The sequence below is a fragment of the Ferrovibrio sp. MS7 genome (genome assembly GCF_038404985.1).
In the GTDB taxonomy this organism is placed as follows: domain Bacteria; phylum Pseudomonadota; class Alphaproteobacteria; order Ferrovibrionales; family Ferrovibrionaceae; genus Ferrovibrio; species Ferrovibrio plantarum.
In genome coordinates, this window is sequence record NZ_JBBKBA010000002.1 from 798,571 (window position 1) to 825,064 (window position 26,494).

Consider the following 26,494-nt stretch of genomic DNA (forward strand, 5'->3'; position numbering starts at 1 on the left):
TTTGGTCTGGGGCTAATCGGATACGACATGGGCCGGCGAACCGGCCCATGTAATCAAGAGGAATAGGTGAGTCCGAACTTGGCTGCTGCACCGGTTGCCGGACGGATATCCTTGCCCGCCGCCGCATCGCGGATCAGACGCGCAAGATTGTTGGGCGACATCGGCAGGTCATAGATCTGCACGCCGATCGGCGCTAATGCGTTCGACACCGCATTGGCGAGCACGCCGCCGGTGGCGGATATGGCGCCTTCACCGGCGCCTTTCACGCCCAGGGGATTGAGCTTGGACGGCGCTTCCTGCAGCGAGTCGGCTTCCACGCAGGGGAAGTCGGTGGCTGTGGCGACGAGATAATCGGCGAAGCTGCCGGTGAGAATTTGGCCGCTCTCGTCGTAGACGAATTCATCCATGAACGTGCCGCTCAGACCCTGTACCGAAGCGCCGATAGTCTGGCCATGCACGATCATCGGGTTAATGGCGCGGCCGATATCCTCGACGGTAAGAAAACGCACCACATCGACAATGGCTGTCTCCGGATCCACCGCCACATGGGCGATCTGGGTGCCGTAGCTGTAGGTGAGATCCTTGTTGAGGAAGGTACCTTCGGCCTGCAGCGCCTCGATGCCGCCCATGTCCTTCTGCACGGCTTCGACGAATTCCGCGAAACTGGCCAGGGCCTCGGACTCCCCCTTGCGGAACAAGGCCCCATCGCGATAGGCGATATTCTCCGGTGCTTCGTTGTAGCGCAAAGCCGCTACCTGCACGATCTTATCGATCAGGTTGCGGGTGGCGATATGCACGGCACTGCCGCCCATGACAGCACAGCGGCTGTGGCCGTAGCCGTTGCCATTCGGCACCAGATGCGTGCTGCCATGCAGCACATTGATCGATTCGAAGGGGATGCCGAGCTGCTCGACCGCCACCTGGGCCATCACGGTCTGGATGCCCTGGCCGCAGCTTGAGGAACCGACACTCACCTCTACCTCGGTCGGCGATTTGACGACAATACGCGCATCTTCCGAAGGGCCGACGCCGGTCGAGTCGACATAGCAGGACACAGCGATGCCGTGCCATTTGCCATCGACGAACTTGCCATTGAGCTGCTTGACCTCTTCATAATTGAAGAGCTTCAGCGCGTGCTCCAGCGTTTGATGGTAGTCGCCGGTATCGTAGTCGCTCTCGCCCATATAGGGCACCAGCATGCCGCCCTTGTAGGGTAGCTGTTCCTTGCGGATCAGGTTCTTCTTGCGCAATTCCAGCGGATCGATGCCGAGATCGGCCGCCGCCATGTCCAGCAGGCGCTCGGTATAGAAAGCCGCCTCATAGCGGCCGGGACCGCGATAGGCACCCACCGGCGTCTTGTTGGTGATCAGGACATTGAGTTCGCAGGAGAAATTCTCGACATCATAGGGGCCGGGAATGAATTGCACCGTCTTTGCCGGCACCACCGCCGCACCGGCGCAGGTGCAATAGGCACCGAGATCGGTGAATACGCGGGCACGCATCCCCAGAATGTAGCCATCCTTGTCGAAAGCCGCTTCCAGCTCGCAGGCGCCTTCCCGCGAGTGGTTGGTGGTCATGATATGCTCGCGGCGGTCCTCGATATACTTGACCGGGCGTTTCAGCTTGATCGAGAGGAACGCGGTGAAAAGGTCCTCAGGGTAAAAATGCCCGCGGACACCGAAAGCCCCGCCAACATCGTTCTCGATCAGGGTAACGTCGTCCTTCCGCAGCTTCAGCATCGAAGCCAGCAGGTCGCGCGTGCCGCGCGGCCGGCCATTGGCGCCATAGCAGATCAGTTTGCCGGTCGCTTCGTCCCAGTGGGCGATATTGCCACGGGTTTCCATCGGCATGCCGGAATGGCGGTGGATGCGAAACACATCCTTGCGCACGTAGTGGGCATTGGCGAAAGCGGCATCGGCATCGCCGCGCGACACATCGTATTTGCAGGCCATGTTGGTGCCGGCAGTTTCATGCACCAGCACCTTGTCGGTCAGCGCCTGATCGATATTGGTGACGGCTTCGTAGGGTTCGAAGCCGATATCCACCAGGTTGGTGGCGTCTTCGGCGATATAGCGGTTATCGGCAACCAGCACGGCGACCGGCTCGCCGACAAAGCGGACAACATCCACCGCCAGCGGCCATTCCAGAAAACGCTCATAGCCCGGCATATCGAAAGGCGGCGGCACCGGAATCTGCCGGGCATAGTCCTTGATGTCTTCGGCGGTGATGAAGGCATGCACGCCTTGAACTGCCAGGGCGGCGGAAGCGTCGATCTTGAGAATCCGGCCATGGGCGATAGGGCTGCGAATCACCACCGCATGCAGCATGCCGGGCAGCTTGATGTCGTCGACGTAGCAGCCCTTGCCAGTGAGAAAGCGGAAGTCCTCACGGCGCAGGGTCGCTGTGCCAACCCCCGGATTCTGCCTCTGAATCGCCGCACTCGCGTTCATGCTGGACCACCCCTTTCTCAGCGCCAGAAATGCTGCGGCGCACACACCCCGATAGACCCTCACTCATTGCGTATTATAAAAAACAGAATTGAATTCTGTTATATAGAATTCATTGAGTCAACAAATTTCATGGCTACGCTGTGAAGTTACGGCGATTGGTCAGAGAAAGCGCAAAATGATCACATTTTACGCGGCTTTTGCCTATTATTTTTGCGTCACTTTTCGCTTGCCAAGCCGGATACTTCGTCCTAGCGTAATTCTTCACAACAGAAGATAATTCTGTTTGTCAGAACTTATCTGAAACGCTCAACGTTTTGTCAGTATAAAGAATGGGCATACGTCGTGTTGCGACGCAGCATTCTCCGGTTCTGCTCCCTTATCGGTAGCAGCCCGGGACACGACTAATTCTACGGGTTCAGCAGAGCGAGAGGCGGACATGTCCCACCCCCAGACCATCCTCATCGCCGGCGGCGGCATCGGTGGCATTACCCTGGCGCTGGCTTGCTTAAAATACGGCTTCAAGGTCGAAATCTTCGAACAGGCCCCGGTTTTGGGCGAAATCGGCGCTGGCGTGCAGATCAGCCCGGCCGCCATGCGCGTGCTGGATGCGCTCGGCCTCAAGGACCGTATCCTAGCCGAATGCTACAATCCTGTTGGCCGCGAAATGATCGTGTGGAACACCGGCTACCGCACCTCGACGCCGACGCGCAGCGAGGATGTGATCGCCCGCTACGGCTATCCCCATGTCACCATGCACCGCGCCGACCTGCACAATATCCTGGTGGATGGCCTCGAGGATAATCCGAATGTCACCATCCATCTGAACGCCAAGGTCGCCGGCTTCGAAGAGCATGGCGATGGCGTCACGCTGCATCTCGCCGACGGGCGGAAATTCTCCGGCACGGCTCTGGTCGGCGCCGATGGCCTGCATTCCGCCGTGCGCCGCCAGCATATCGGCCCGTCCAAGCCGCAATTCACCGGCGGGATTTCCTGGCGCGGTCTGATTCCCATCGAAACCCTGCCCGAGGAAGTGCGCCCGAAATACGCGCAGAACTGGGTCGGCACCAACGGGCATTTCGTTGTCTATCCGATCCGCCGCGGCGAGCTGGTCAATATCGTCGGGCACAAGAATCGCGATGACTGGCAGGTCGAGTCGTGGACCACGCTCGGCACCACGGAAGAAATCTCCAACGATTTCGCCGGCTGGCATTCCACCATCCAGACGCTGATCCGCGCCATCGAGAAGCCTTACAAATGGGCTTTGTTCCTGCATCCGACCTTGCAGAGTTGGTCGAAGGGCCGCGTCACCCTGCTCGGCGATGCCTGCCACCCCACCCTGCCCTACCTGGCTTCCGGCGCCAACATGGCGATCGAGGATGGCTATGTGCTGGCGCGCTGCCTGCGCCATTTTGATGGCAACGTGGAAGTCGCCTTCAAGCGGTATGAGGAACTGCGCATCCCGCGCACCACCGATATCGTCAATGCTTCCGCCGGCAACCTGAAGCGCTTCCGCCATCCCGATCTCGGCGATCCGGAAAGCGCCAAGCGCTATGTCGATAGCGAAGCCATCGAACAGCGCGATACCCGCGAATGGCTGTTCACCTACGACGCCACCCGCGTCGCCATCTGATCACCGCCTTCACCCCAAGCAGCAGGAAGCGTCATGACCGTATCTACCTTCGTCCACGGCAATACCATCCGCGCCAATGATATCCGGCAGCATTACCTGCGCTTCGGCGGCAAGGGCCAGCCGCTGGTACTGGTGCCGGGCATCGTCAGCCCGGCGATGCTGTGGGAATTCGTCGGCCAGCGCCTGGGCCAGGTCTATGACGTCTATATCCTGGATGTGCGCGGCCGTGGTCTGTCGGAAACCGGCGACAATCTGGATTACAGCCTCGATGCCTATGCCGCCGATGTCGCCGGCTTCGCCAAGGCAATGGGCTTCGGCAAATTCCTGATGATGGGCCATTCCATGGGCGCGCGTATCGCCATCCGCACGGCGCGGAAATATGGCGACCTGCTGAGCAGCATCGTGCTGGTGGATCCGCCGGTGAGCGGCCCCGGCCGCCGTCCTTATCCGATTCCGGTGCCCCTGCCGATGCTGGACAAAGCGCAGCGCGGCGAGTTGTGGGAAGCGACCAAGGACAATTCGACCTGGACCGAATATTCCACCCGCATCCGCGCCGAATGGATGCATACCTGCAACCGCGTGGCGGTGGAGACCACCTACCGCAATTTCCATGAGGAAGACATCTTCAGCGACCTGCCGCATATCAAGATCCCGGCAGCACTTATCGTGGCCGGCAAGGGCGGCGTTATCCAGCCGCCGGATGTGCAGGAAATGCAGGAACTCGCCCCGAAGCTGGTGGTGGAATACGTGGAAAGCGCCGGCCACATGATTCCGTTCGAAGACCTGGAAGCCTTCCTTGCCACTGTCGGCAAGATCCTCGGCACCAGCTTCTAGGCGGGCCGGCATGACGGACAAGGCCGGTCCGGAAACTGTGCTGCTGCTCCGCCAGGTGCAGCAGACGCAGGATGCCGAATTGCTGGAAGACCTGAACTTCATGTTCGATGACATGCGGCGCCAGGCCGATATCCTGCGCCGCCTGCCGCTGGATCAACTGGAAGAATCCGGCCTGATCCATCGCCCCGGTGGAATGCCGGCATGAGCCTCGATGAACTGGCATCATCCGCCACTATTGCGCTGCACGACAGGCCGATTGCCGAACTCGGCCGCCGCCTGCGCGAAGGCAGCCTGACATCCGCGGCCTTGACCGAGGCCGCGCTTGGCCATGCCGATGCCCACAATCCGGCATTGCATGCCTTCATCACCGTGACCCATGAGCGTGCCCGCACTGACGCCGCCCGTGCCGATGCCGAATTGCAGGCCGGCATCGACCGCGGCCCGCTGCATGGCATTCCCTATGGGCTGAAGGATATCTACGACACCGCCGGCATTCTCACCACCTGCCATTCGCGCTTCCGCCTCGATCATGTGCCGGCGCAGGACAGCGCGGTGGAGCATCGCCTGCGCGAAGGCGGCGCGGTGCTGCTCGGCAAGCTATCTACCCATGAATTCGCCACCGGCGGCCCGAGTCTCGATGTCGCCTTCCCGCCGGCGCTCAATCCCTGGAACCGGCAGCATTTCACCGGCGGCTCCTCGTCGGGTTCGGCCGTGGCGATTGCCGGCGGCTTCCTGCGCACCGCCATGGGGTCCGATACCGGCGGCTCGATCCGGGGCCCGGCGCACTACTGCGGCGTGGTCGGGTTGAAGCCGACCTATGGCCTGGTATCGCGGCGCGGCATTTTCCCGCTCGCCTTCAGCCTGGATCATGCCGGGCCGATGACGCGCAGCGTGAGCGATGCGGCACTGACCCTGCAGGTGGTTGCCGGTCATGATCCGCTCGATCCCGGCAGCATGGCGGTGGCGATTCCCAATTACAGCAGCCAGATCGGCCAAGGCATCGCCGGACGGCGCATCGCTTTCCCGCGCGGCTTCCACCGCGCCGATCCCGCTGCCGCACCGGAAGTGGTGAGCGCGCTGGAGGAAGCCGCCCTGCGGCTGGAAGAACTCGGCGCCATCGTCGAGGACGTGACGCTGCCGGATTACGATATCTTCGAGGCTGCTGGCCGTGTCATCCTGCAGGCCGAAGCCCATGCCATCCATGAGCCGACCCTGCGCACGCGGCCCGGCGAATATGCGCGCTACACCTATCTGCGGCTGATGAGCGGCGCGGCGCTGACCGCCGCCGATTATGTGCAGGCCAACCGCGTGCGCCGCGCCTTCTCGCGCCTGCTGAACACCGATCTGTTCAGCCGCTATGACGCCATGCTCTGCGCCGCCGGGCTGGAGCCGGCACCGGATATCGCCAGCTTCTCACCGCGCCGGCCGCCGCGCCAGCGGCTGCGCACCATGCCGTTCAATCTCAGCGGCAATCCCGCCATCGTGCTGCCGGGCGGCTTCAGCAGCGATGGCCTGCCCATCGGCATCCAGTTCGTCGGCAGGCTGTTCGATGAAGCCACCCTGCTCGGCATCGCCGAGGCCTATGAGGCAGCCACCGGCTGGCATCTGCGCCGGCCGGTGCTTTAGCCTTACGCGGCGGTGCTGTCGCCGGGGCCGAAAGGCAGCGAGGCATTGCGGAACAGCGCCGGATCGCCGCCAAGCCGCTGGGTCAGATCGGTGGCGGCGCGCAGCAGGCATTCGGCGATATAGTCGATAACCGTGCGGGTCATGCGGCTGCGCGGCCCCGATACGGCGATGGAGCCAGCCAGCGCATTCATCGATTCGAAAACCGGCGCCGCCAGTGCGGTAACTTCCGGATCGGTCTCGCCGAAGGAGACATAGACCGGCGAGCGCGTCGGCATGCCAGTCTGCTCGACATTGGCATAATCCAGCATGATGCGGCCCGCCGCACCACGGCCCAGTGGCAGCATGTCGCCCTGGGTAACATATTCCTGGATGGCGCGTTCGGAATTGACGCGATAGAGGCAGACGCGCATGTCGCCTTCGCGCTTGAAATAGGAAGCACCCTCGCCGGTCTCGCTGACCAGCAGTTTCAGCACCGGCAGCACATGCTGATCCAGCCGCAGCGAACTCTGGTAGATGCGGCTCCAGTTCATCAGGCGCGGCCCGAGCTGATAGCGGCCATCCTGCAGGCGATGCATGCAGCCCCAGCGCTCCAACGACGAGATCAGGCGCAAGATGGTGCTCTTGTAGAGCCCGGTGCGCTCGGCGAGTTCATGCAACGACAGCGACACATCGCGCACGGTGAAGGCATTCATGATGGTGAATGCGCGCTCGACCGCCGCCACGCCCTGTTCTTTGTCTGCCGACTTGATGCTGCTGTCTTCTGCCATGGTGGCGCTGCATAGCATGGAAGCGCCCCCGGCTGGCAAGACAAAGATTATGCCAGACGGAACAAAAATTCCTTCCGTTACGTCATGTTCCGTAGCGATTTGGCACCGCAACATAACGCAAAATGGATAAATATACTAATTATAACAAATATATATTCCGAGGCTTGAAAAGCAGGGGCCGTATCGGACGCGCCCTGCCGCATGAGTCTGCCTGACAGAACGAAGTGGGCTCCACCAATAAAAAATGCGCGGTCCGGAACATCTGCCCAGACCGCGCGCTGGATTGTTGCCCGCCTCAGCGGATGAATTCAGAAGACGGATGCGCCCGCGGATAGCCGCGCAGATATTGCAGGAAACGGGCAAGCGAACGGTCGCCCGGGGTCAGCATGCCTTCACGGAAGCTGATGCCATCAAGCAATTCCCAGTCTTCCGAGATGGTGCGCTTGCTCACCACCAGCAGGTTTTCGAGCTGCTCACGCGCCTGCGGCCCCTTCAGCACCATGTTGCAATTGAACACCATGTTGTGGCCGGGCCGCGGCAGGCCGAAGCCAGTGATGGTGCCACGCCAGAAATCGCCATACTTGCCCCAGCGGTAGAAAATGCTGGTGCCACGGATGGCGGCGGTATTCTCCATCGGCACATTGCCCTGGTGCACTGCCTTGTAGGGGAACTCGACGCCGTAATCGTGCCAGATCATCAGTTCATGCGGGTCGGAGACCTGGAACTGCATCTTGTGCACGACCTTGAGATGCTGAATATCCGGCGTGTTGGCGGCAAATACCCAAGGGTCTGAGCGCAACGGACGCTCCGCCTTGTAGTTCAGCATCTCCATTTCATCGTCGGCGTAGGGGAAATCCGGCAATTCAAACAGCGGCTCCTCGCCGTTGAACACCCAGATAATGCCGTAGCGTTCGCGGGTCGGGAACTTGAACAGGCAGGCGCGCGGCGGCGGCCGGTCGCCGATGCCGGTTTTCACGCATTTGCCAGTGGCATCATATTCCCAATGATGGAAAGCGCACTGGATGCGGCCATCGACGATGCGGCCGGCGGAAAGATCGGCGCCGACATGCGGGCAATAGGCGCTGAGCGCTACCACGGTGCCACCGGGCTCACGGTAGACCACGATGCGGCCATCGAGGAAATCCAACCCCAGCGGCCGCTCCGCATGCAGGTCGGTGGCCAATGCCACCGGAAACCAGGATTGCGAGAACACGCCATTCTCGCCTTCCGCCGGCAGGCGGCGCGAAGCCAGGCTGCCGCGCTTGGGTGCCTGGTTAGAGCTGCTGGTATGATCCGCCATGATGTTTCCGCTCTCCGCTTGTCTCTAGTCGCGCTGGATCAGCTCGATCTTGTAGCCATCCGGATCCTCGATGAAAGCGATCACCGTGGGGCTGAACTTCATCGGGCCGGGGGCACGGGTGATCTTCACCCCGAAATCCGCCAGCTCGGCGCAGGTGGCATAGATATCGCGCACCGCTATGGCGATATGGCCATAGGCGGTGCCGATCTCGTAGCCATCGGCATTGTCCCAGTTATGGGTCAATTCCAGCACCGTGTTGCCACTTTCATCGCCATAGCCGATGAAGGCCAGGGTGAATCGCCCGGAGGGATAATCCTGGCGGCGCAGCAGGCGCATGCCGAGCGCCCCGATGTAGAATTCCAGCGACTTCTGCAGGTTCTTCACCCGCAGCATGGTGTGCAGGATACGCACCGGCCGTTGCGCCAGCCGGTACGGCACCTCCACCACTTCCGCTTCTTCCGTATTGTAATCCATCGGTCATCCTCCCCGGGCGGGGCTGTTTACTTCACCGCGATCGCTTCGATCTCGACCTTCCATTCCGGCTTCACCAGGCCGGAGACATAGACCAGCGTGGAGGCCGGCTTGTGGCCCTTCAGCACGTCCTTGCGGATATCGACGAAGGCCGGATAGTCGGCGCGGTCGACCAGGAAGATGGTGGTCTTGACGATGTTGTTCAGCGTCATGCCGGCATCGGCCAGGATGGCTTCGATATTGCTCCAGACCTGACGGGTCTGGGTGCTGAAATCCGGCGAGCAGACGCCCTTGGCATCAATGCCGATCTGGCCGGAGATGTAGAGCGTTTCGCTGCCGCCGACATCGAGCATGCCGTTGGTGTAGGCCGCCGGGGCGCCGCCCATGGATTCCGGATTGATCGCCTTGACAGTCATAATAGTCTCCTTCGTGTTTTACCGTTCGAACACACCATACTCCCCACGCCCGCAGTGGCGTGAATGAGCAATTCTCCGTCTAGGCCCATGCTTGATTGGGCCTTACTTCATGCGGTTTCCGCCTGCGTCGAGGCACGCGGACGGCCACCATCCCAGAACACCACCTTGGCCTGAATGACGCGGATCACCGTGGTTGCCACGATGCCGACAAAAGCCAGCGAGATGATCGCGGCGAACATGGTGGCGACATCGAAATTCAGCGTGGAAGACTGGATCAGGTAGCCTAGGCCCTTCTGCGCCGCGATGAATTCGGCAACCACCGCACCGATCAGTGCCAGTACCACGGAAATCTGCAGGCCGGCAAAGATGGAACTGGCCGCCGTCGGCAGCTTGACGTTGAAGAAGATCGACAAGCGCGAGGCGCGGCAGGCGCGGTAGAGATCCAGCAAATCCTGGTTCGCGGCGCGCAAGCCAGTAACGCTGTTGACGAAAGTGGGGAAGAAGCAGATCAGCGCCACCATGACGATCTTCGAGGCCGGGCCGAAGCCGAACCACACGATCAGCAGCGGCGCTAATGCCGCCTTGGGCATGGATTGCAGGCTGATGATGAAAGGATAGACCAGGCGATCGATGATGCGCGATTCCGCCACCAGTGCGCCGAGCACCAGGGCCGCCGTGCAGCCGATGGCATAGCCCACCACCATTTCATAGAGCGTGATGCCGAGATGCGGCCAGAAACGGCCGCCGGCATAGCCGATCCACAAGGTCTTGGCCACATCCAGCGGCCCCGGCAGCAGATAGGCCGGCACCGCGAACCAGTCGATGGCATTGTGCCAGAAGACGAAGAACAGCGACATCGAGAGCACGGGCAGGCCGTATTGCAGCATTCCATTCTTCATGGTCGGCGCACTCCTTGAGGTCAATCGATGGCGCCATGGCTGCCGAACAGCCCGCGCAAGTAGTTGCAGATGGCGGCGAATTGCGGCTCGCCCATCGACTGGACACGGCGCGGCCGCGGGATATCCACGGTGATGGTTTCCATCACCTGGCCCGGGCGCGACGACAACACGATGATGCGGTCGGCCAGGAACACGGCCTCGGGAATCGAATGGGTGATGAACAGCACTGATTTGCGCGCCTGCCACCACAGCGACTGCAATTCCAGGGTCATATGCTCGCGCGTCATCGCATCCAGCGCGCCAAAGGGTTCATCCATCAGCAACAAGGTCGGGTTATGCACCAGGCCGCGCGCGATGCCGACGCGCTGCTGCATGCCGCCGGAAAGCTCATAGGGATGATGCTGGGCGAATTTCGCCAGGCCCACCAGTTCGAGCAATTCCTCGGCCCGCTTGCGGCCGGCTTCCAGCGGCAGTTTCAGGCTGCGGATCGGCACCAGCACGTTTTCCAGCACCGTCTTCCACGGCAACAGGGTCGGCTGCTGGAACACGATGCCGACATCCTGGCGTGGCCCATCGACCGGTTTGCCGCCCAACATCACGCGCCCCTTGGTCGGCGGCAGCAGGCCGGAGGCAATACGCAGCAAAGTGGACTTGCCGCAGCCCGAAGGCCCCAGCACGGCGACGAATTCGCCGCTGCCTACCTCGAGCGACACCTCCTGCAAAGCAGTGAGGTTGCCGCGCGAGGAGGCATAGGTGACGGTGAGGCCATCGACAACGAGATGGCCTTCACCGGACGCAGGTACAGATACTTTGCTCACTTCCACGCCTTCGCTTGGGCTTCGACTGCCGCAGAGTCGAACTTGTTGTATTCCGGCACCAGCGCGTTCGTGTAGAGCGAGGAGAGCGGGATATTCTCATCCGTCACTTCGCCGCCGGCCTTCAGCGCCGCGATCAGCACAGTCCAGTCGCGTTCGGCATATTCACCCCAGCGCTTTGGCTGGCCCGGCGCGAAATAGCCGATATTCTGCATGCGCGGCACCATGATCGCGAGTTCCTTGCGCAGGATCTCTTCTTCCGTGCCCACCTTCGGCTTCTGCTCCGGATAATGCTTCCAGAAGGCCTTGAGGCAACCTTCGTAATTGGCGATACAGGCCACCGAGCCCTTGGAGGCGGCGCGGCCGAAACGGGCGATCAGGCCCGGATTATCCTTCAGCAGCGCATCCGTCACCTCGAAGCCATGGCTGGAAACGCCCTGGAACTGCGCCGGGTATTCCAGGCGGCGCAGCGGCGTACCTGCCACTTCCAGCGAGGCATGCGCGCTTTCCCACAGGTTCAACATCTGGATCTGGTCGGAGCGCAGCGCCTCGAAGGCCTGCACACCGAAGCCGACCGCCAGCACCTTCACCTGATCCCACGGCACGCCGGCGGCCGCCAGGATGGCGCGGGTGGTGTAGACATTGCCCGAGCCGAGCGAGACGATGCCGATGGTCTTGCCCCGCAGGTCGGCCACGGTCTTCACCGGGCTGTTGGCGGTGACGGCGAATTCCCACACCGAATTGCGCAGGTAATTGTAGACGAACTTGAGCGGGAAATTCGCCTTGCCCGGCTGGCGTGCGATCACCAGCGGCTCAAGGCTGGCACCGGCAGCCTGGATCTGGTTGCTCAGCAGCTGCGGGATGATCACCGCCGAACCGGCCAGCGGCACCATCTGCATATCGATGTTTTCCTGGTCGAAATAGCCCAGTTCCTTGGCAAACACGAAGTTCGCGATAGCCGAGCTGATCGCCGAAGGCACGCCATAGACGAACTTGTCCTTGGCCTGGGCAGCCGCATCGGAAAGCGCGGTAGATACCATGGCGGCGGCACCAACGGCCATCACACCCAGTTTGCGGAACGACTTCGACTGCATCATCTCTGCTTCTCCTTTGCTGCTGATCCGATCAATGCCCGGTTGCCTGGGTCGCGATGGCGGCCAGGCTGCGGGCGACAAGTGTTTGCAAGAGCGGCACCTTGGCCGCATTCTCGCGCAAGGGCAGCGCGCCATCGGCGCAATGGCTGGCAGCGGCCCGAATGGCATCCTCCGTCATGCGTTGGCCAAGCAGGCGGCTTTCGACCGGCTTGGCGCGCATCGGCAGCGGCGCCACGCCGCCATAAGCCATGCGCAGGCTTTGCACCCTGCCATCAGCCGCGACATCTGCCACTACTGCCACGCTGGCTTCGGCGAAATCGCCGCGCCACATGGCGAATTTCTCGAAATGCTGGCGCAGCCCGGCTGCGGCCAGCGGCAGATGCAGCGCCACCAGCATCTCATCGGCAGCCAGCGCGGTTTCGCCGGACCAGCGGTAAAACTCTTCCATGGCAATGAAGCGCGTGCCCTGCGGCCCCAGCGCCTCGGCGCGCGCCCCCAGCGCCACCAGCATAGGTGCTGCATCGGCAACGCAGGGCGCGGCACAGCGGCCCGCGCCCATGATGGAATGATGCCGGCTGTCGCCCAGCACGGCATAGCAGGGGCAGGTGGCGCCGCCATGCTTGTAGCATTGCTTGGCCGAGCGGAAGAACCAGCAGCGCTTCTCCTGGCAGAGATCGCCGGCCAGCGTGGCGACATGGCGGATCTGCTGCGTCGCGGTCTGGCGCAGGCCTTCCGCCAGCAGCGGGAAATGCCGCCGCACCAGCGGATCACGGATGATCGCGGACAGCGTGGTGCCGGCGCCGATACGCAAGGCGTCGCCTTGCTCGGTCACGCCACGCAGTGCCGTGATGCCGCTGATATCGATCACCAGGCGCGGCGCATAGACGCCCTGGCGCATGCCAGGCTGCAGATCGGTGCCGCCGGCCATCAGCTTGGCCTCGCCCTTGGCCTCCGCCAGCAGTGACAGCGCCACGCCGATTTCGCGCGCCGGCACGAACTCGCTTTTGCGCGGCTGCTTCACCGGACGGCCGATTGCGGCACCGAGTTTCTTGAGGCCGGGAAACAGCACCGTGGGATAAAGCGCGCGGGCGGTGGCGACTTCCAGGTTATAGGGCCGCATCCAGGGCCGGGTCTGCGGCATCGCGCCGTCGCGGCGCACCAGGGCATCCAGGATCTTCTGCGGTGTAATCGGCAGGCTGGTGAACTGTATGCCGGTGGCGTCCGTAATGGCATTGGCAATTGCCGCCACGGTCATGTTGATCGGATGCTCGCCGCCGGCCTTGGCGCCGAAGGGGCCATTCGGCTCCCCGGTCTCGATGAAGGCCATCTCGATATTCGGCGTCTGGAAGATGCGCGGCACCTTGTAGCTGATCAGCGACGCATTCACCGGTTCGCCGTCGTCGAAAACCAACTCTTCCTGCAAGGCCATGCCGATGCCCTGCAGGATCCCGCCCTGCACCTGGCCTTCCAGCGCCAGCGGGTTGATCACCCGGCCGATATCCTGCACCGACACGATCTTGAGGATCGTCACCGCACCCGTGCCGGGATCGACCTCCACTTCGACTGCGAGCGCACCGAAACCATAGGCCGGGGCATAATGGCCGTAGCCGGTCTTGGGATCGGCGCGCGGCAGTTCGATATCGTGGCGGCCCACCACTTTCAGTGGCGCTTCCGCAGCGGCGAATTCGGCCAGGCTCATGCGGCGGGAATTGTCGCCGCGCAGGCCGGCAATGCCATCGCGGAAATCGATATCCTCCGACACGGCAGCCCAGCGTTCGGCCAGCCGCGCCTTGATTGCCGCCACCATTTCCTTGCCGGCAACGATGGCGGCGGCACCGCTGACGAAAGTGACGCGCGAGGCGGCGCTGCCGAGATCGTCGGGCGCGTTCTCGGTATCCATGTGCAGCACATCAAAGCAGCCGAGGTCGACATCCATCGCCTCGGCGGCGAATTGCGCCAGCACGGTATTCTGCGCCGTGCCGCAATCGGCGGTCTGGGTGCCAAGCAGGATGCGGCCATCGGGGCGCAGTTCCAGCGACACATTGGCGAAATTACCCTCCGGATAGAGCACGCCGACGCTGGGATTGATCATCGCCGCGATACCGAGGCCGCGCCACGGCTTGCGATTCTTGCTCTTTTCCGCCCAGCCGATGCGGCGGCCGGCTTCCGCGATGCATTCAGCCATGGCGCAACTGCCGATTTTCCAGCCCAGCGGCGTGGTGTCGCCTGGCCGGTTGGCGATCTGCAGGCGGTATTCCAGGCGGTCGCGGCCAAGCTTGCGGGCAATCTCGTCGATCTGGGTCTCGATGGCCCAGATGATCTGCGGCGCCCCCATGCCGCGATAGGAACCGCCTGGCACCTTGTTGGTATAGACCAGCTTGCCATCGAAGCCGGCAGCGCCGACCCGGTAGAGATTGCAGGTGCGCTGGCGCACCGCCGAGATATAAGCCGGGCCCATCATGGTATAGGCGCCGTTATCGACATAATACTGTGTGCGACGGCCCAGGATGCTGCCATCGGCGGCAACGGCGGTGGATACCGTCATTGTCTTCGGATGATCGGTCTTGCCGCTGATGAATTCCTCGCGGCGGTCGAGCACGATCCGTACTGGCCTGCCGGCCTTGAACGAGAGCAAAGCCGCCACCGCCACCGGCTCGGGCGATTGCGACTTGCCGCCGAAGCCGCCGCCGATTCCTGATGCACGGATCACCACCTGCTGCAGCGGCAGGCCGAGCACATGCGCTACTTCCTTGCGGGCGAAGAACGGCGCCTGGCTGCCGGTCCAGATCTGCATCTGGCCGCTGGCCGCGTCATACTCGGCAACAACCGCATTGGTTTCCATGCAGATCGGCGCCACGGCACCGTGGGAGAATGTATTGCTCACCACCACGGCGGCATCGCGGAAAGCGGCATCGAGATCGCCGAACACCGCTTCGGCATGCTGCGCCACATTGGCCGGCAGGTTATTCCTCTGCGGATGCAGCAGCGGCGCATCGGCGGCCAGCGCCGCTTCCGGTTCGAAAACCGGGGCTAAGGGCTCATAGGTGATGCGGATGGCTTGCAGTGCCGCGCGAGCCTGTTCCAGGCTTTCCGCCGCCACCGCCGCCACATCCTCGCCCTTGTAGCGCACGGTATCCAGGGCGAGCGGATAGCGGTCGGCATAGACCGCGCCGAAATTGATGTATTGCCCGCCAGGATAATCGCGGCCACATACCACGGCATGCACACCGGGCATGCCTGCCGCTGCGCTCAGGTCGATTGAGACAATCCTGGCATGGGCATGCGGGCTGCGCAGGATCAGTCCGTGCAGCATGCCCGGCCGCACGATATCCTGGGTATAGGCAAGCTGGCCGGTGGCCTTGGCTTCTGCATCCAGGCTCGGCATACGCCGGCCGATATGGCGGAAATGCTGTGTCATTCGGCCACGCTGCGGCGCAAAGCATCCACAGCTTCCAGCAGCTTCACATAACCGGAGCAGCGGCAGATGTTGCCCTGCAGCGCCTCCAGCACCGCCATTTCCTCCGGTTGAGGATCGGCAGAGAAAAGCGCGAATAGCGACATTGTGACGCCGGGCGTACAGTAACCGCACTGAAAAGCGCCAAAGTCTTTCAAAGCTGCCTGAATTGGATGCAGCGCACCATCCTGCGACAAACCTTCGATGGTGACGACCTCTGCGCCATCGAGCCGATGCAGCGGCAACAGGCATGAACAGACCGCATCGCCATTCACCACGATGGTGCAGGCACCGCATTCACCATTGCCGCAACCGATCTTGGTGCCTTTTAGATCAAGCACATCGCGCAAAAAAGCCGCCACTGCCATGCGCTGCTCACCACGCAACTGCACAACAGCGCCATTGATGCGGGTTTCACCCCAGGCATCACGGTGCCGGGCATCGTCGATTGTCACAGGCGACGCGATGGGTATGGCTGGTTGCAATCGTCTTACCTCGCTGTTGCAGCAAGGCTCCGTTATTGTGACACGCGTCGCAACCAAATAATATTTGGCCTTGCCCAACCCAAACCCTGGCCCCAACAGAGGCTGGCGCCGACAGAGACTGGAGTATGTGCATGCGCCGCAAACTTCCGCCGCTGAATGCACTGAAGGCATTCGAGACTGCCGCGCGCGTCGGCAGTTTCGCGAAAGCCGCGCAGGAATTGCTGGTGACGCAGACCGCCGTCAGCCATCAGGTGAAGATCCTGGAGCAGTTTCTCGATTGCACCCTGTTCCAGCGCCTGCCGAACGGCCTGGTGCTGACACCGGAAGCCAAGACCATCCTGCCGCTGGTATCGCAGGGCTTCGATCTATTCGAGGAAGCCGTGTGGCTGCTGCCGAAAGGCAAAGTGGCGGAAGCCGACATCCTGGTGATCAGTGCCCTGCCTTCCTTCACCCAGGAATGGCTGCTGCCGCGTCTGGTGCAGTTCCGTGCCGCGCATCCGGAAATCGACGTGCTGGTGCAGACCGATTACCGCATGGTGGATCTGGCCGCCGACACAGTGGATATCGCCATACGCTTCGGGCGCGGCGATTTCGGCGAGGATCTGGATGTCGCCCTGCTCGCCAATGAAACCGTGACGCCGGTCTGCAGCCCCGCCTTGCTGCAGGCAGAAGGCGACAAGCCGCTGGAACGCCGCGACCTGGCCAAATTCACCCTGCTGCATTCGTCGGTGCGCATGGTGCATGAACCATGGATTTCCTGGGCGCCGTGGCTCGAGGAAATCAAAGTGAAGCAGAAGGCCAGCGCCCAGGGGCCGAAATACAGTGATCCGCTGCTGATCCTGCGCGCCGCCAGCGCCGGCGGCGGCATGGCACTGGGCCGCTCCATGCTGATCCAGGATCACTTGGCCTCGGGCCGCCTGGTCAAGCCCTTCCCCGATTGGGAAAAACCGATCCTGTCGTCTTACTATGTTGTCTCAAGCAAGAAGAAGACAAAGCTCGACAAGGTGCGCATCTTCCGCGAATGGGTGCTGGAAGTGGCGCGTTCGGAAGAGCACGACCGCAACTTCGATCGCAGCTTCGGCCGTGCTTTCGCCTGAGACAGCCCTCAGTCCTTGAACTCGATACCCTGCGTCTTCAGCCAGTCCATCCAGCCCGGCATCCAGGGGCGGTGCGGCCGCACCTTGTAATACGGGATCATCGGCTTGTAGTGATCGAAGGCCTCGCGCAGCATGTCCACCGCATCCGGCGACCCGGCGCGCTTCGGCGCGAAATCCACCCGCAGGTCGGTGCGGCCATAGGCTTCGGTATCGTAGACGATCAGGCAGGATGAACGATGCCCGCCGGCATCACCGCCGGCATCGCGCCCGGCAGTGATCACGCGCATCAGGCGTTCCTCGAACAGCTCGCCGGCACTGTCATGCCAGGCCTTGTCCATCGCCGGCACCACCTGGTCGGTGGTCAGCAGATTGCCCATCACCAGATAGCCTTCGCCGGTGATAGCGGCACTGTGAACCTTGCATTCCGTGCCGGTATGCACGGCGGCACGGCCATGGCGGTCGACGATGCCGACCTGGCGCCAGGCCCAGCCATCGTCGCTGCCCTCGATCTCGGCCAGCACCTTCTTCGGCGCATGGCCCAGGGTGAGCAATTCAATCGCCAGCGGCCCGAGGCCCGGATCGGTATAGGCCTGGCTGCTCACGGCGCCGACATTGGCACGGATGAACGGGCAGCGCGCGCCCACCGATAGCGGGTTGGTGGCCTGCGCCACACCCAGCAGGCCGGTTTCCATGTCTCTTGCAACAACAGTAAAAGTCATCTCACTCCGCTCCCATCAAACGCGCAGCCGTGCCGCCCAAGAATTCCATTCGCTGATCCATGGTCCAGAAACCGGCATGCTTGCGGATACTGTCCACCGCCTGCCGGTATTTGAACTTGTCCTCGAACCACGGCCAGTCCGTACCCCACATCATCCGCCCGGTGCCTACCGCTGCCGCGACATTACGCAGGCGGCCGAGATAATTCGGGAACGGATATTCAGTCTCGTCATCCCAGATCTCGCCGACGAAGCCGCAGCCCATGATGACATTGGCATGCTTGTCGGCCAGCCGGCGCACCTGATCCCAGCGCGGCGTAAGCGGGTCGACACAGCCGGCCTGCATCAGCACCAGCGGCAAGCCCGGCAACAATTGCAGCAGGCGGTCAAGCTGTTCCAGATATTCCTCAAGCGTGTAGGAATCAGGTGGCCGCAAGGTCTGGAAGGAAAGCAGCAGCACTTTGCCCTGCGCCATGATCTCGCGGCAGACGGCAATAAAGGCTTCATCCAGCAGGTTGACCTGGATATAGGCGGCAAATACCTTGACGCCCGAGGCGCCATCGGCGAAATCGCGCCGCACCTGCGCCAGGATGTCATGGCGCTTGGGGTTCTTCAGCGTGTTGAACCAGTAGAAGCGCTCCGGATAGCGGCGGAAACCGAGCAGGCTGTATTTCCGCCCACCGCTGTAATCCTCGAGATCGAAGCCCTTGCGGCTGCTGCCCCACTGAATGTCCTCGGCGTCGTAGCTGATCAGGAAAGCCTTGTCGACGCCGGCATACTCCATCTCGGCTACCAAAAGGTCCGGCGACTGTTCGCACCAGGTATAATGCTTGATCATCGACATCTGCGGATTCACCGCGCCGTTGCGGGCGAAACGCAGCGGATGGGTTTCGATATCGATGATCATGCGGCCCCCTTGCCATCGCCGAAGCGGTCATCATGGGCCAGCAGGCGCAGATCAGCGGCCTTCCAGCCGAAATTCACCGTATCGCCCTCGGCCCCCTGGAACAGCCCCGGGCAATCGGCATGCAATGTCAGGCCGTTCATCGCGATACCGACACGCGATACACCGCCGAGATAGGCCAGATCGACCACCTTGCCGCTGGCGGCGAAATCCGCTCCGCCAACCGCCGCGCCGAGCAGCACATGTTCAGGCCGGATCGAGAGCAGCACCCGCTGCTGTGCCTGCGGCTGGAAGCCGGCGGCAATGCTGCCGCGCATGGCGCCCAGAGCCGTGGTCACGCTGCCTTCATCGCCCCGGCGCATACCGAACTCGCCCGGCAGGATATTCGCCTCGCCGATAAAATCCGCGACATAGGCAGTCTGGGGAAAGCGGTAGATATCCGCCGGCGTGCCTTGCTGCACGATGCGGCCCTGGTCCATCACCACGATGGCATCGGAGAGGAACATCGCCTCAGCCTGATCATGGGTGACATAAACGAATGTGATGCCGACCTCGCGCTGCAGCTTCTTCAACTCATTCTGCATATGCTTGCGCATCTTGAGATCGAGCGCGCCGAGCGGCTCGTCCAACAGCAGCACGCGCGGACGCGTCACCAGCGCGCGGGCCAGCGCCACGCGCTGTTGCTGGCCGCCAGACATCTGGCGCGGGTATTTGGCGATATGATCCGTGAGGCCGAGCAGGGCAATTATTTCCCTCACCCGTGTCGTGATATCGGCCTTCGGCAGCTTCTGCATGCGCAAGCCGAAGGCGACATTCTCGGCCACCGTCATATGTGGGAACAATGCGTAATTCTGGAACACCATGCGGGTGGGACGCGCCGCGCCAAGATCGGCGGACAGATGCTGCCCGGCCACCAGGATATTGCCTGAGTCCGGGTATTCCAGTCCGCCGATCATGCGCAACGTAGTGGTCTTGCCGCAGCCGGAGGGTCCGAGCAGGGTGACGAAATGGCCGCGCTCGACGGTTAGATCGATACCATCGACCGCGACAAAGCTGCCGAAGCGCTTGAATACTGCTTGCAGTTCGACATCCACCACTTTCGCCACCACCACTCTCCCTCTTGCTACGTCAGGCCGCCTTGACCTCGTTCCAGATCTCGTTCCACCGCGACTTGTCCTTCGGGATATCCTTGAACACGAGGCGGCCGACATTGTTGATGTCGATGCCAAGATCCTTGATCAGCTGCGGCTCCAGGCGGGCAATCGCCGCCTTGGAAGCCGGCGCATAGCGGGTGTTGCGGGCCATGAACTCGCCGTATTCCGGGCTGAGCGTGAAGTTGGCGTATTCCTCCACCAGCTTGATCTTGGTGGTGCCCTTCACCGGCGTGATCGACTCGTTCCAGCCGATAGCGCCCTCCTTCGGCCACACCCAGCCGGCATCCACGCCAGCCTTCAGCAGCGGCGCGATGATGGCCAGGAAGGCCCAGGACACCACCACCTCACCAGAGGCCAGCAGGTTCTGCACATCGGCGACGTTCTTCCAGTAGGCGCGTACCAGCGGCTTCTGCGAGATCAACAGCTTCTTGACCTCCTGCAGTTCCTTTTCCTCCATGGAATAGGGCTTTTTGATACCGAGATGCAGCGCGGCCACCGCCAGGGTATCCTCCGGCTCGTCGCGCATGGCGATGCGGCCCTTGTATTTCGGGTCGAACAAAGCCGAGAGCGAGTCCAGATCGCCCGTCACCTTGCGGTTGAAGGCCATGGCATTGGCGCCCCACACGAAGGGGATGCCATAGAGCTTGCCATCGACGCGCCACTGCGGCGAAGTGGCGAACTGCTCGAAGATATCCTTGGTGTTGGGCAGGGCCGCCGGATTCAGCGGCTCGATCAGGCCAGCCTTCACGGCGGGCTCGATATAGTTCTGCACCGGTACGATCATGTCGTAGAGCTTGGTACCGCCGCCACGCAGCTTGGCCATCATCTCGTCCGAGCTGCTGTAGAAGGTCGGCCTCAGCTCCAGGTTTAGCTTGTCCTTGGCGTCCTTGACGAATTCACCGCCGCCCCAGGACGACCAGGTGAACAGGTTCAGCGACCTGTCCTGCGCCAGTGCCTCGCGCAGGCCAGCCGGCATTGCCGCCATCAGGCCGGAGGCGGCCATCAGCCGCAGCATGCCACGTCGGCTCATGTTGCTGGGCAGCAGCATGTTGAAGGTTTCGCGTTCCATTTGGTGATCTCCTTTTCTTTTCTGTCTGCTTTGAAATGATGAACTCATGTCAACGCTGTTGCGCACGCCGCAGCGACAACTCGGCCACGACGGCAAATAAGCCGCTTACCACCACCGTGATCGTGGCGATGGCATTCAGTTCCGGCGTGATGCCGAAGCGCAATTTCGACCAGATGACCATCGGCAGCGTGTTGTCGTTGCCGGTGGTGAAGAAGGTGACGACTACCTCATCGAAGGAAAGGGTGAAGGACATCAGCGCGGCGGCAACGATGGCCGGGCGCAGGAAGGGCAAGGTGATCTCGCGGAACACCGTGAAGGCATTGGCGCCGAGATCCCAGGCCGCCTCTTCCAGCACGCGGTCGAAGCCCACCAGGCGCGCGAGCGTGATAAGGATGACATAGGGCAAGGTCATCACCACATGGCCGCCGATTACCGTGAGCAGAGACAGGTCGATGCTCAGCAGGTTGTAGAAGGTGAGCAGTGCGATGCCGATGATAAGGCGCGGCACCATCATCGGCAGCAGTGCGAAGGCGCGCAGCCCACCGGCCAGCTTGCCGCCATAGCGGTGAATGCCGACGGCGCCGGCGATGCCGAGCGTGGTGGAAATGCATACCGTGGCCAGCGCGATGATCAGGCTGTTGACCAGCGCTTCGTGGATCGACTTGTCCTGCAGCAGCTTGGCATACCAGCTCAAGGTGAAGCCGCTCAGGGGAAAGCGGCTGATCGCCGAGTTGTTGAAGGAAAAGACGGCAACGACGACCAGCGGCGCAAACAGGAACAGCAGGATCAGGCCGGTCCAGGTGCCAAGCAGGTATTTGCTGGTGTCGCGCCGGATCATGCGACACCTCTCGGCTTGCCATAGCGCAGGCTGAGGGCGGCGAGCGCGAAGATGATCCCCATCAGGGTCAACGCCAGGGCGGAACCGAAGGGGTATTCATAGGCGACACCGAATTGCTGCGCGATGATGCTGCCGATCATGATGCTGCGGGTACCGCCAAGCAGTTCCGGGGTGACGAAGGCGCCCATGGACGGGATGAACACGAACAGGCAGCCGCTGACGATGCCAGGCAGGCTGAGCGGCAGAATCACCGAGAGGAAGGTGCGGACCTTGCCGCCGCCAAGATCCCAGGCGGCTTCCAGCAGGCTGGGGTCGATCTTTTCCAGCACGGCATAGAGCGGCAGGATCAGATACGGCATGTAGATATGCACCAGCGCAATGGTGACGGCGAAATCGGAATAGAGCAGGCCGGTAATCGGCTCCGAGATGATGCCAAGGCCGAGCAATGCCTGATTGATCACGCCCTGGGTGCCGAGAATCAGCATCCAGGCATAGGTACGCACCAGATAGCTGGTCCAGAGTGGCAGCACGATCAGCAGCAGCAGGGTGAGCTTGAACCGCTTCACCTTGCGCGCCAGGAAATAGGCCACCGGATAGCCGATCAGCAGCGACAGGCAGGTGACATAAAGCGACAGCTTGATGGTGCGCAGGAACACGCCGGTATAAAGCGGCCCGCTGATCTTCTGGTAATTGCGCAACGTGAAATCGGCCACGATCTGGTAATCCACGACGCGCCAGAAGCTGTAGAGCACCATGGTCAACATCGGCAGGATGAAAAAGACCACGAGCCACAGCTTCGGCGCGGCGAGGAAGGACAATTTTGTGGCGAGCCCGGCGCGCATGCGGTCAGACCACCGCCGCCGCCATGAAATCGTCGTAGATCAGCGACTTGCTGTTATTGGTCAGCCTTTCGCAGCCGGTCTCGGTGACGACCATGGTGTCTTCGCAGAGCATGCCCTGCACACCCTGCATGTAGTAGCCGACCTCGACATTCAGCGACATGCCGGGCCGCAGGCCGCCCTCCACCGAAGGCATCAGGAAGGCCGAGGTGGCGGGATCGGAAATCGTCACCACCGGCGGATCGTAAACGCTGATGCCGATGCCATGGCCGCAATGGAAGCGGTCGAAATCCTCGAGCCCCAGCGTCTTGCCCGGCTTCATCGCCGCCCGGTAGATGTCGCGCACATCGGCTCCGGGCTTGATCAGCGCGATGGCATCCTCGACGCCGCTTGACAGCGCATCCCACAGGCGCTGCTGCTGCAAGCTCGGCTTGCCGCCATAGACCACGGCGCGGGCCGTGTCGGAATGATAGTAGTCGTAGGTGCAGCCAATGTCGTAGCGGACGATATCGCCCTTCTCGATCGGCTTCTCCGACACCAGCATATGCGGATAGGAGCTGCGGCTGCCGCTGCCCATCAGCATGAAGGTAGGCTTGCCCTTCAGTTCCGCGATCTTGACGTTGTAGGCATGCACAATCTCGCTTTCGCGCACGCCCGGCTTGATCAGGCCATAAGCATGGTTCACCGCCAGTTCGGTGATGCGGGAAGCCATGCGCAGGCGCTGGATTTCATCCGGCGTCTTGATCATACGGATTTCCCACCACATCGGGTTGCCGGCGATAATGTCGGCATTGGGGAAACGCTGCTTCAATTCCCAGAAGATGAAGGGCGACATGCCGAGTTCATCGACAGCGATGCGGCTGTTCTGCAGGCCACGCGACTCAATGGCGGCGATCAGGCCTTCAAGCGCTCGGCTGACAATGCTGGCACGCTCCAGCAGCGCCTTGCCGGCCTTGCCCACCGCATCCATCTCGTTGCCCTGGGCCGGGCCGCGCTTGAACGGGCTGAAGATATAGATGTCCTCGATCCACACCTTGCCATCGACGATGGCCTCCAGCTCCAGGCTCGGCGCGATCAGCGAGGCCTTGGGCTTATGGTTCGGGGTGAAGATCGAATAGACTTGGAAACCCTTGTTGATCCAGTGGGTGACGCATTCATAGTCACTGGCATACATCACATTTTCCGGCGAGGTGGCGATCAGCGCCTCCACCCCGGCCCGGGCCATGACTTCCTCTGCACGCGCCTGATTGAACAACATCAACGCTTCTCCTTGGCTTTGCGTGTTGCCGCTTTGGTTTTCACCGGTTTGGCGTCGATCTTGACGGCTTCCGCCGGATGGCCGGCCAGCTCGCCCGACAATTGGGCAGCGGCGGTTTTCACGATGGCGATGAAGCCGTCCACCTTGGCATCCGGCATGCGGAAGGCCGGAGCCGAAATCGCCAAGCTGGCAATCACCTGGCCATCGGCGCCATAAATCGGCGCACCGACCGAGCGCGAACCTGGCGTGATTTCGGAATCGCTGAAGCCATGGCCGAGGCGACGGATCTTCGCCAGTTCGGCGCGCAGCTTGGTGGGATCGACGATGGTGTTGGGGGTGTAGCGTTTCAGCGCCTTGCGGGCGATGAGCTGCTCGATGAACTGGCTCGGCTGGAAAGCCAGCATCACCTTGCCGACGCAGCCGGCATTGAGCGGAAAGGTATCACCGGTGGAAACCGTGAAACGCATGGCCTGCGGGCTGTCGATACAATCGATGCAGAGGCCGTGATTGCCTTCCACTACGCACAGGCTGACGGTCTCGCCGGTGCTGTCCACCAGCCGCTGCAGGTAAGGCCGGGCCAGTTGTTTCAAGGCGTTATTCGCGCCGCCCTTGGGCGCAAGCTGCAGGATCAGGGCGCCGATGCTGTAGCGGCCGCTGGCCGTATCATGGCTCAGCACACCGGCCTTCGCCATCGTCGCCAGCAGGCGGTGCACCACGCTTTTATGCAGGCCGAGATGCGCCGCCAGATCGGTCGGGCCCCAGCTATCCGCCTTGGTGAAGGCACGCAGAATAGCCGCGGCGCGGGCGACAGACTGGATATCGGAATAGCTGCGTTCGGGCATCGCTCCAGGCCAATTCACGATAAAACCACACGTCTCAGGATAAGAGACGCCGTCTCTATTTTTAAAAGCTTGCAGAAGATTCCGCCGCGGCGCAAACGATTTCTGTCAAACAACCGCAACATGCGCGCATAAGGAGATGCAGTGTTTCGATGATCGCCCGTCGCGATGCCAACCCCTGCCGCATTCCGTTGCATCTGCGCGCAATTACAGCGTTCTTGCCGCACGACAAGCACGGACTCGGCTAAAGCGCAGGAATGTTGGGGGTTTTAGCGCGATGCCAGCCAGGACAGGATGCCGTTGCCGGCGGCAATGCCGCAAGCCATGCAGCCCTGCAGCAGGTAACCGCCTGTCGGTGCTTCCCAATCCAGCATTTCGCCAGCAACGAAAACACCGGGCTTCTGCCGCAGCATCAGGCCGCTATCCACCTCATGCAGCGCAATGCCGCCAGCCGTGGAGATGGCGCGCTCGATGCCGAAGGGCGCGGTGAGCCGCAGCGGCAGAGACTTGATCAGCCCGTCGAGGGGCTGGCCGGCGCTGTCGCCATGCAGGACTTCCTGCAGCAGGCCAATCGCCACGGGCAGGAGACCGATCCGTTTGCGGAGGAAATTCGCCAGCGAAGCACCACGCCGCGGTTCCGCCACCAGGCGCGCCACCTCGCGGCCATCTAGGTCCGGGCGCAGGTCGAGATACAGCGTCGCCGCACCATCGCGAGCAATCGCCCCGCGCAGCAGGCTGGAGAGAGCATAGACGGCGCCGCCCTCGATGCCGGCGGCGGTGATCACCGCTTCACCGCGCCGCGTGACATTGCCGAATTGCAGCGCAATGCGCTTAAGCGGCTGACCGGCATGGCGCTGGCGGAAGATGTCGCTCCAGGCAACCTGAAAACCGCAATTCGCTGGCTGCAGCGGCGCGATGGCGATGCCCGGCAGCAAGGCGGTCCAGCCGCCATCGGCACCCAGCCGGGGCCAGGAGGCGCCGCCGAGTGCCAACAGGGTCGCGTCCGCTTGCTGGCGCCGGCCATCGGCAAAGCAAAGCGCACCCCCCTCGTCCCAGCCGGTCCATTCGGCGCGGGTCACGATCTCTACGCCTAAGCCGTTCAACCGCGCCAGCCAGGCGCGCAGCAAGGGGCTGGCCTTCATGGCTTCCGGAAACACCCGCCCGCTGCTGCCGATAAATGTCGGCTGCCCCAAGCCCAGGCACCAGTCGCGGAGTGCTGCCGGCGGGAAAGCCTCGATCAATCGCGCCATCCAGGCAGCGGCTTCGCCATAGCGCGCCTTGAAACCGTCCAGCGGTTCGGAATGGGTGATGTTGAGGCCGCCGCGCCCGGCCATCAGCAGCTTGCGCCCAACGCTGGGCATGCGCTCGAACAGAAGCACGCGCGGGCCGCCCGATCCCAGGGCAGCCGCGATCACTTCAGCCGCCATCAGCCCGGCCGGGCCGCCGCCGATGATGGCTACAGTCTTGTCTTGCAATCCAGGCATTGGCAGCGGTCAGAACATCATGTCCCGGGGGCCGGGACTTCCGCCGCCTTTGTAG

General features: G+C 62.3%; 24 protein-coding genes. 5 read left to right on the forward strand and 19 right to left on the reverse strand.

What is annotated here, in order from left to right; all coding sequences use genetic code 11:
• Positions 1-53: 53 nt before the first annotated feature.
• On the reverse strand, positions 54-2,450 hold the full coding sequence (locus V6B08_RS17030; RefSeq protein ID WP_341983058.1) for a xanthine dehydrogenase family protein molybdopterin-binding subunit: 2,397 nt from the start codon (positions 2,448-2,450) through the stop codon (positions 54-56).
• A gap of 436 nt (positions 2,451-2,886) precedes the next feature.
• Here V6B08_RS17030 and V6B08_RS17035 point away from each other — a divergent pair, with 436 nt between their 5' ends.
• From V6B08_RS17035 to V6B08_RS17050, 4 genes are read left to right on the forward strand one after another with little or no spacing between them, the layout of a single operon-like run.
• Positions 2,887-4,080, forward strand: coding sequence for an FAD-dependent monooxygenase (locus tag V6B08_RS17035; RefSeq protein WP_341983060.1), 1,194 nt, complete (start codon positions 2,887-2,889; stop codon positions 4,078-4,080).
• Positions 4,081-4,113: 33 nt separating this feature from the next.
• On the forward strand, positions 4,114-4,914 hold the full coding sequence (locus V6B08_RS17040) for an alpha/beta fold hydrolase (protein WP_341983062.1): 801 nt from the start codon (positions 4,114-4,116) through the stop codon (positions 4,912-4,914).
• Positions 4,915-4,924: 10 nt separating this feature from the next.
• The gene (locus tag V6B08_RS17045; RefSeq protein WP_341983067.1) at positions 4,925-5,119 is read left to right on the forward strand and encodes a hypothetical protein; all 195 of its coding nucleotides are present in this window, start codon (positions 4,925-4,927) and stop codon (positions 5,117-5,119) included.
• Complete coding sequence (locus V6B08_RS17050) at positions 5,116-6,540, forward strand: amidase (RefSeq protein ID WP_341983069.1); 1,425 nt, start codon at positions 5,116-5,118, stop codon at positions 6,538-6,540. Before V6B08_RS17045 ends, V6B08_RS17050 begins: the two co-directional genes overlap by 4 nt.
• Before the next feature lie 2 nt (positions 6,541-6,542).
• On the opposite strand, the gene V6B08_RS17055 is transcribed toward V6B08_RS17050, so the two are convergent.
• From V6B08_RS17055 to V6B08_RS17095, 9 genes are all read right to left on the reverse strand, one after another.
• Positions 6,543-7,307, reverse strand: coding sequence for an IclR family transcriptional regulator (locus V6B08_RS17055; RefSeq protein ID WP_341983071.1), 765 nt, complete (start codon positions 7,305-7,307; stop codon positions 6,543-6,545).
• A 295-nt stretch (positions 7,308-7,602) separates the two neighbouring features.
• Positions 7,603-8,607: a Rieske 2Fe-2S domain-containing protein gene (locus V6B08_RS17060; protein ID WP_341983074.1), complete on the reverse strand. Its 1,005-nt coding sequence runs from the start codon at positions 8,605-8,607 to the stop codon at positions 7,603-7,605.
• Between the two features lie 24 nt (positions 8,608-8,631).
• Entirely contained in the window at positions 8,632-9,081 is a 450-nt protein-coding gene (gloA, locus tag V6B08_RS17065; RefSeq protein ID WP_440588820.1) for a lactoylglutathione lyase, read from the reverse strand.
• A gap of 26 nt (positions 9,082-9,107) precedes the next feature.
• Positions 9,108-9,494: a RidA family protein gene (locus V6B08_RS17070; RefSeq protein ID WP_341983079.1), complete on the reverse strand. Its 387-nt coding sequence runs from the start codon at positions 9,492-9,494 to the stop codon at positions 9,108-9,110.
• Between the two features lie 107 nt (positions 9,495-9,601).
• Positions 9,602-10,393, reverse strand: a complete 792-nt coding sequence (locus tag V6B08_RS17075) for an ABC transporter permease (RefSeq protein ID WP_341983080.1) — start codon at positions 10,391-10,393, stop codon at positions 9,602-9,604.
• 20 nt (positions 10,394-10,413) lie between these two features.
• On the reverse strand, positions 10,414-11,211 hold the full coding sequence (locus V6B08_RS17080) for an ABC transporter ATP-binding protein (protein WP_341983083.1): 798 nt from the start codon (positions 11,209-11,211) through the stop codon (positions 10,414-10,416).
• On the reverse strand, positions 11,208-12,305 hold the full coding sequence (locus tag V6B08_RS17085) for an ABC transporter substrate-binding protein (RefSeq protein WP_341983085.1): 1,098 nt from the start codon (positions 12,303-12,305) through the stop codon (positions 11,208-11,210). Before V6B08_RS17085 ends, V6B08_RS17080 begins: the two co-directional genes overlap by 4 nt.
• Positions 12,306-12,333: 28 nt before the next feature.
• A complete protein-coding gene (locus tag V6B08_RS17090; protein ID WP_341983088.1) occupies positions 12,334-15,720 on the reverse strand; it encodes a molybdopterin cofactor-binding domain-containing protein in 3,387 nt (1,128 codons plus the stop codon).
• Positions 15,717-16,319, reverse strand: coding sequence for a (2Fe-2S)-binding protein (locus tag V6B08_RS17095; RefSeq protein ID WP_341983090.1), 603 nt, complete (start codon positions 16,317-16,319; stop codon positions 15,717-15,719). Before V6B08_RS17095 ends, V6B08_RS17090 begins: the two co-directional genes overlap by 4 nt.
• 53 nt (positions 16,320-16,372) lie before the next feature.
• Here V6B08_RS17095 and gcvA point away from each other — a divergent pair, with 53 nt between their 5' ends.
• Positions 16,373-17,338, forward strand: coding sequence for a transcriptional regulator GcvA (gene gcvA, locus V6B08_RS17100; RefSeq protein WP_341983092.1), 966 nt, complete (start codon positions 16,373-16,375; stop codon positions 17,336-17,338).
• 8 nt (positions 17,339-17,346) lie between these two features.
• On the opposite strand, the gene V6B08_RS17105 is transcribed toward gcvA, so the two are convergent.
• From V6B08_RS17105 to V6B08_RS17145, 9 genes are all read right to left on the reverse strand, one after another.
• Positions 17,347-18,057, reverse strand: a complete 711-nt coding sequence (locus V6B08_RS17105) for a DUF1028 domain-containing protein (RefSeq protein WP_341983094.1) — start codon at positions 18,055-18,057, stop codon at positions 17,347-17,349.
• A gap of 1 nt (position 18,058) precedes the next feature.
• Positions 18,059-18,961, reverse strand: coding sequence for an amidohydrolase family protein (locus tag V6B08_RS17110; protein ID WP_341983096.1), 903 nt, complete (start codon positions 18,959-18,961; stop codon positions 18,059-18,061).
• On the reverse strand, positions 18,958-20,064 hold the full coding sequence (locus V6B08_RS17115) for an ABC transporter ATP-binding protein (protein ID WP_341983098.1): 1,107 nt from the start codon (positions 20,062-20,064) through the stop codon (positions 18,958-18,960). The genes V6B08_RS17110 and V6B08_RS17115 overlap by 4 nt, the downstream gene beginning before the upstream one ends.
• Before the next feature lie 22 nt (positions 20,065-20,086).
• Positions 20,087-21,181 (reverse strand): ABC transporter substrate-binding protein, encoded by a 1,095-nt coding sequence (locus tag V6B08_RS17120; protein WP_341983100.1) that lies wholly within the window; start codon positions 21,179-21,181, stop codon positions 20,087-20,089.
• Between the two features lie 49 nt (positions 21,182-21,230).
• A complete protein-coding gene (locus V6B08_RS17125; protein WP_341983103.1) occupies positions 21,231-22,019 on the reverse strand; it encodes an ABC transporter permease in 789 nt (262 codons plus the stop codon).
• Positions 22,016-22,861, reverse strand: coding sequence for an ABC transporter permease (locus tag V6B08_RS17130; protein WP_341983105.1), 846 nt, complete (start codon positions 22,859-22,861; stop codon positions 22,016-22,018). The genes V6B08_RS17125 and V6B08_RS17130 overlap by 4 nt, the downstream gene beginning before the upstream one ends.
• 4 nt (positions 22,862-22,865) lie before the next feature.
• Positions 22,866-24,116 (reverse strand): M24 family metallopeptidase, encoded by a 1,251-nt coding sequence (locus V6B08_RS17135; RefSeq protein WP_341983106.1) that lies wholly within the window; start codon positions 24,114-24,116, stop codon positions 22,866-22,868.
• Positions 24,116-24,958, reverse strand: a complete 843-nt coding sequence (locus tag V6B08_RS17140; RefSeq protein ID WP_341983108.1) for an IclR family transcriptional regulator — start codon at positions 24,956-24,958, stop codon at positions 24,116-24,118. Before V6B08_RS17140 ends, V6B08_RS17135 begins: the two co-directional genes overlap by 1 nt.
• Before the next feature lie 266 nt (positions 24,959-25,224).
• The gene (locus tag V6B08_RS17145) at positions 25,225-26,439 is read right to left on the reverse strand and encodes a TIGR03862 family flavoprotein (RefSeq protein ID WP_341983110.1); all 1,215 of its coding nucleotides are present in this window, start codon (positions 26,437-26,439) and stop codon (positions 25,225-25,227) included.
• Positions 26,440-26,494 lie beyond the last annotated feature (55 nt).

Excerpts from the sequence above, each read along its gene's own strand:
- V6B08_RS17130 (WP_341983105.1), bottom strand. The coding sequence starts at position 22,861 with ATGCGCGCCGGGCTCGCCACAAAATTGTCCTTCCTCGCCGCGCCGAAG.
- V6B08_RS17125 (WP_341983103.1), bottom strand. The coding sequence starts at position 22,019 with ATGATCCGGCGCGACACCAGCAAATACCTGCTTGGCACCTGGACCGGC.
- V6B08_RS17040 (WP_341983062.1), top strand. The coding sequence starts at position 4,114 with ATGACCGTATCTACCTTCGTCCACGGCAATACCATCCGCGCCAATGAT.
- V6B08_RS17075 (WP_341983080.1), bottom strand. The coding sequence starts at position 10,393 with ATGAAGAATGGAATGCTGCAATACGGCCTGCCCGTGCTCTCGATGTCG.
- V6B08_RS17030 (WP_341983058.1), bottom strand. The coding sequence starts at position 2,450 with ATGAACGCGAGTGCGGCGATTCAGAGGCAGAATCCGGGGGTTGGCACA.
- V6B08_RS17135 (WP_341983106.1), bottom strand. The coding sequence starts at position 24,116 with ATGTTGTTCAATCAGGCGCGTGCAGAGGAAGTCATGGCCCGGGCCGGG.
- V6B08_RS17045 (WP_341983067.1), top strand. The coding sequence starts at position 4,925 with ATGACGGACAAGGCCGGTCCGGAAACTGTGCTGCTGCTCCGCCAGGTG.
- V6B08_RS17060 (WP_341983074.1), bottom strand. The coding sequence starts at position 8,607 with ATGGCGGATCATACCAGCAGCTCTAACCAGGCACCCAAGCGCGGCAGC.
- V6B08_RS17085 (WP_341983085.1), bottom strand. The coding sequence starts at position 12,305 with ATGATGCAGTCGAAGTCGTTCCGCAAACTGGGTGTGATGGCCGTTGGT.
- V6B08_RS17050 (WP_341983069.1), top strand. The coding sequence starts at position 5,116 with ATGAGCCTCGATGAACTGGCATCATCCGCCACTATTGCGCTGCACGAC.
- V6B08_RS17145 (WP_341983110.1), bottom strand. The coding sequence starts at position 26,439 with ATGCCTGGATTGCAAGACAAGACTGTAGCCATCATCGGCGGCGGCCCG.
- gcvA (WP_341983092.1), top strand. The coding sequence starts at position 16,373 with ATGCGCCGCAAACTTCCGCCGCTGAATGCACTGAAGGCATTCGAGACT.
- V6B08_RS17035 (WP_341983060.1), top strand. The coding sequence starts at position 2,887 with ATGTCCCACCCCCAGACCATCCTCATCGCCGGCGGCGGCATCGGTGGC.
- gloA (WP_440588820.1), bottom strand. The coding sequence starts at position 9,081 with ATGGATTACAATACGGAAGAAGCGGAAGTGGTGGAGGTGCCGTACCGG.
- V6B08_RS17070 (WP_341983079.1), bottom strand. The coding sequence starts at position 9,494 with ATGACTGTCAAGGCGATCAATCCGGAATCCATGGGCGGCGCCCCGGCG.
- V6B08_RS17105 (WP_341983094.1), bottom strand. The coding sequence starts at position 18,057 with ATGACTTTTACTGTTGTTGCAAGAGACATGGAAACCGGCCTGCTGGGT.
- V6B08_RS17090 (WP_341983088.1), bottom strand. The coding sequence starts at position 15,720 with ATGACACAGCATTTCCGCCATATCGGCCGGCGTATGCCGAGCCTGGAT.
- V6B08_RS17110 (WP_341983096.1), bottom strand. The coding sequence starts at position 18,961 with ATGATCATCGATATCGAAACCCATCCGCTGCGTTTCGCCCGCAACGGC.
- V6B08_RS17055 (WP_341983071.1), bottom strand. The coding sequence starts at position 7,307 with ATGGCAGAAGACAGCAGCATCAAGTCGGCAGACAAAGAACAGGGCGTG.
- V6B08_RS17120 (WP_341983100.1), bottom strand. The coding sequence starts at position 21,181 with ATGGAACGCGAAACCTTCAACATGCTGCTGCCCAGCAACATGAGCCGA.
- V6B08_RS17140 (WP_341983108.1), bottom strand. The coding sequence starts at position 24,958 with ATGCCCGAACGCAGCTATTCCGATATCCAGTCTGTCGCCCGCGCCGCG.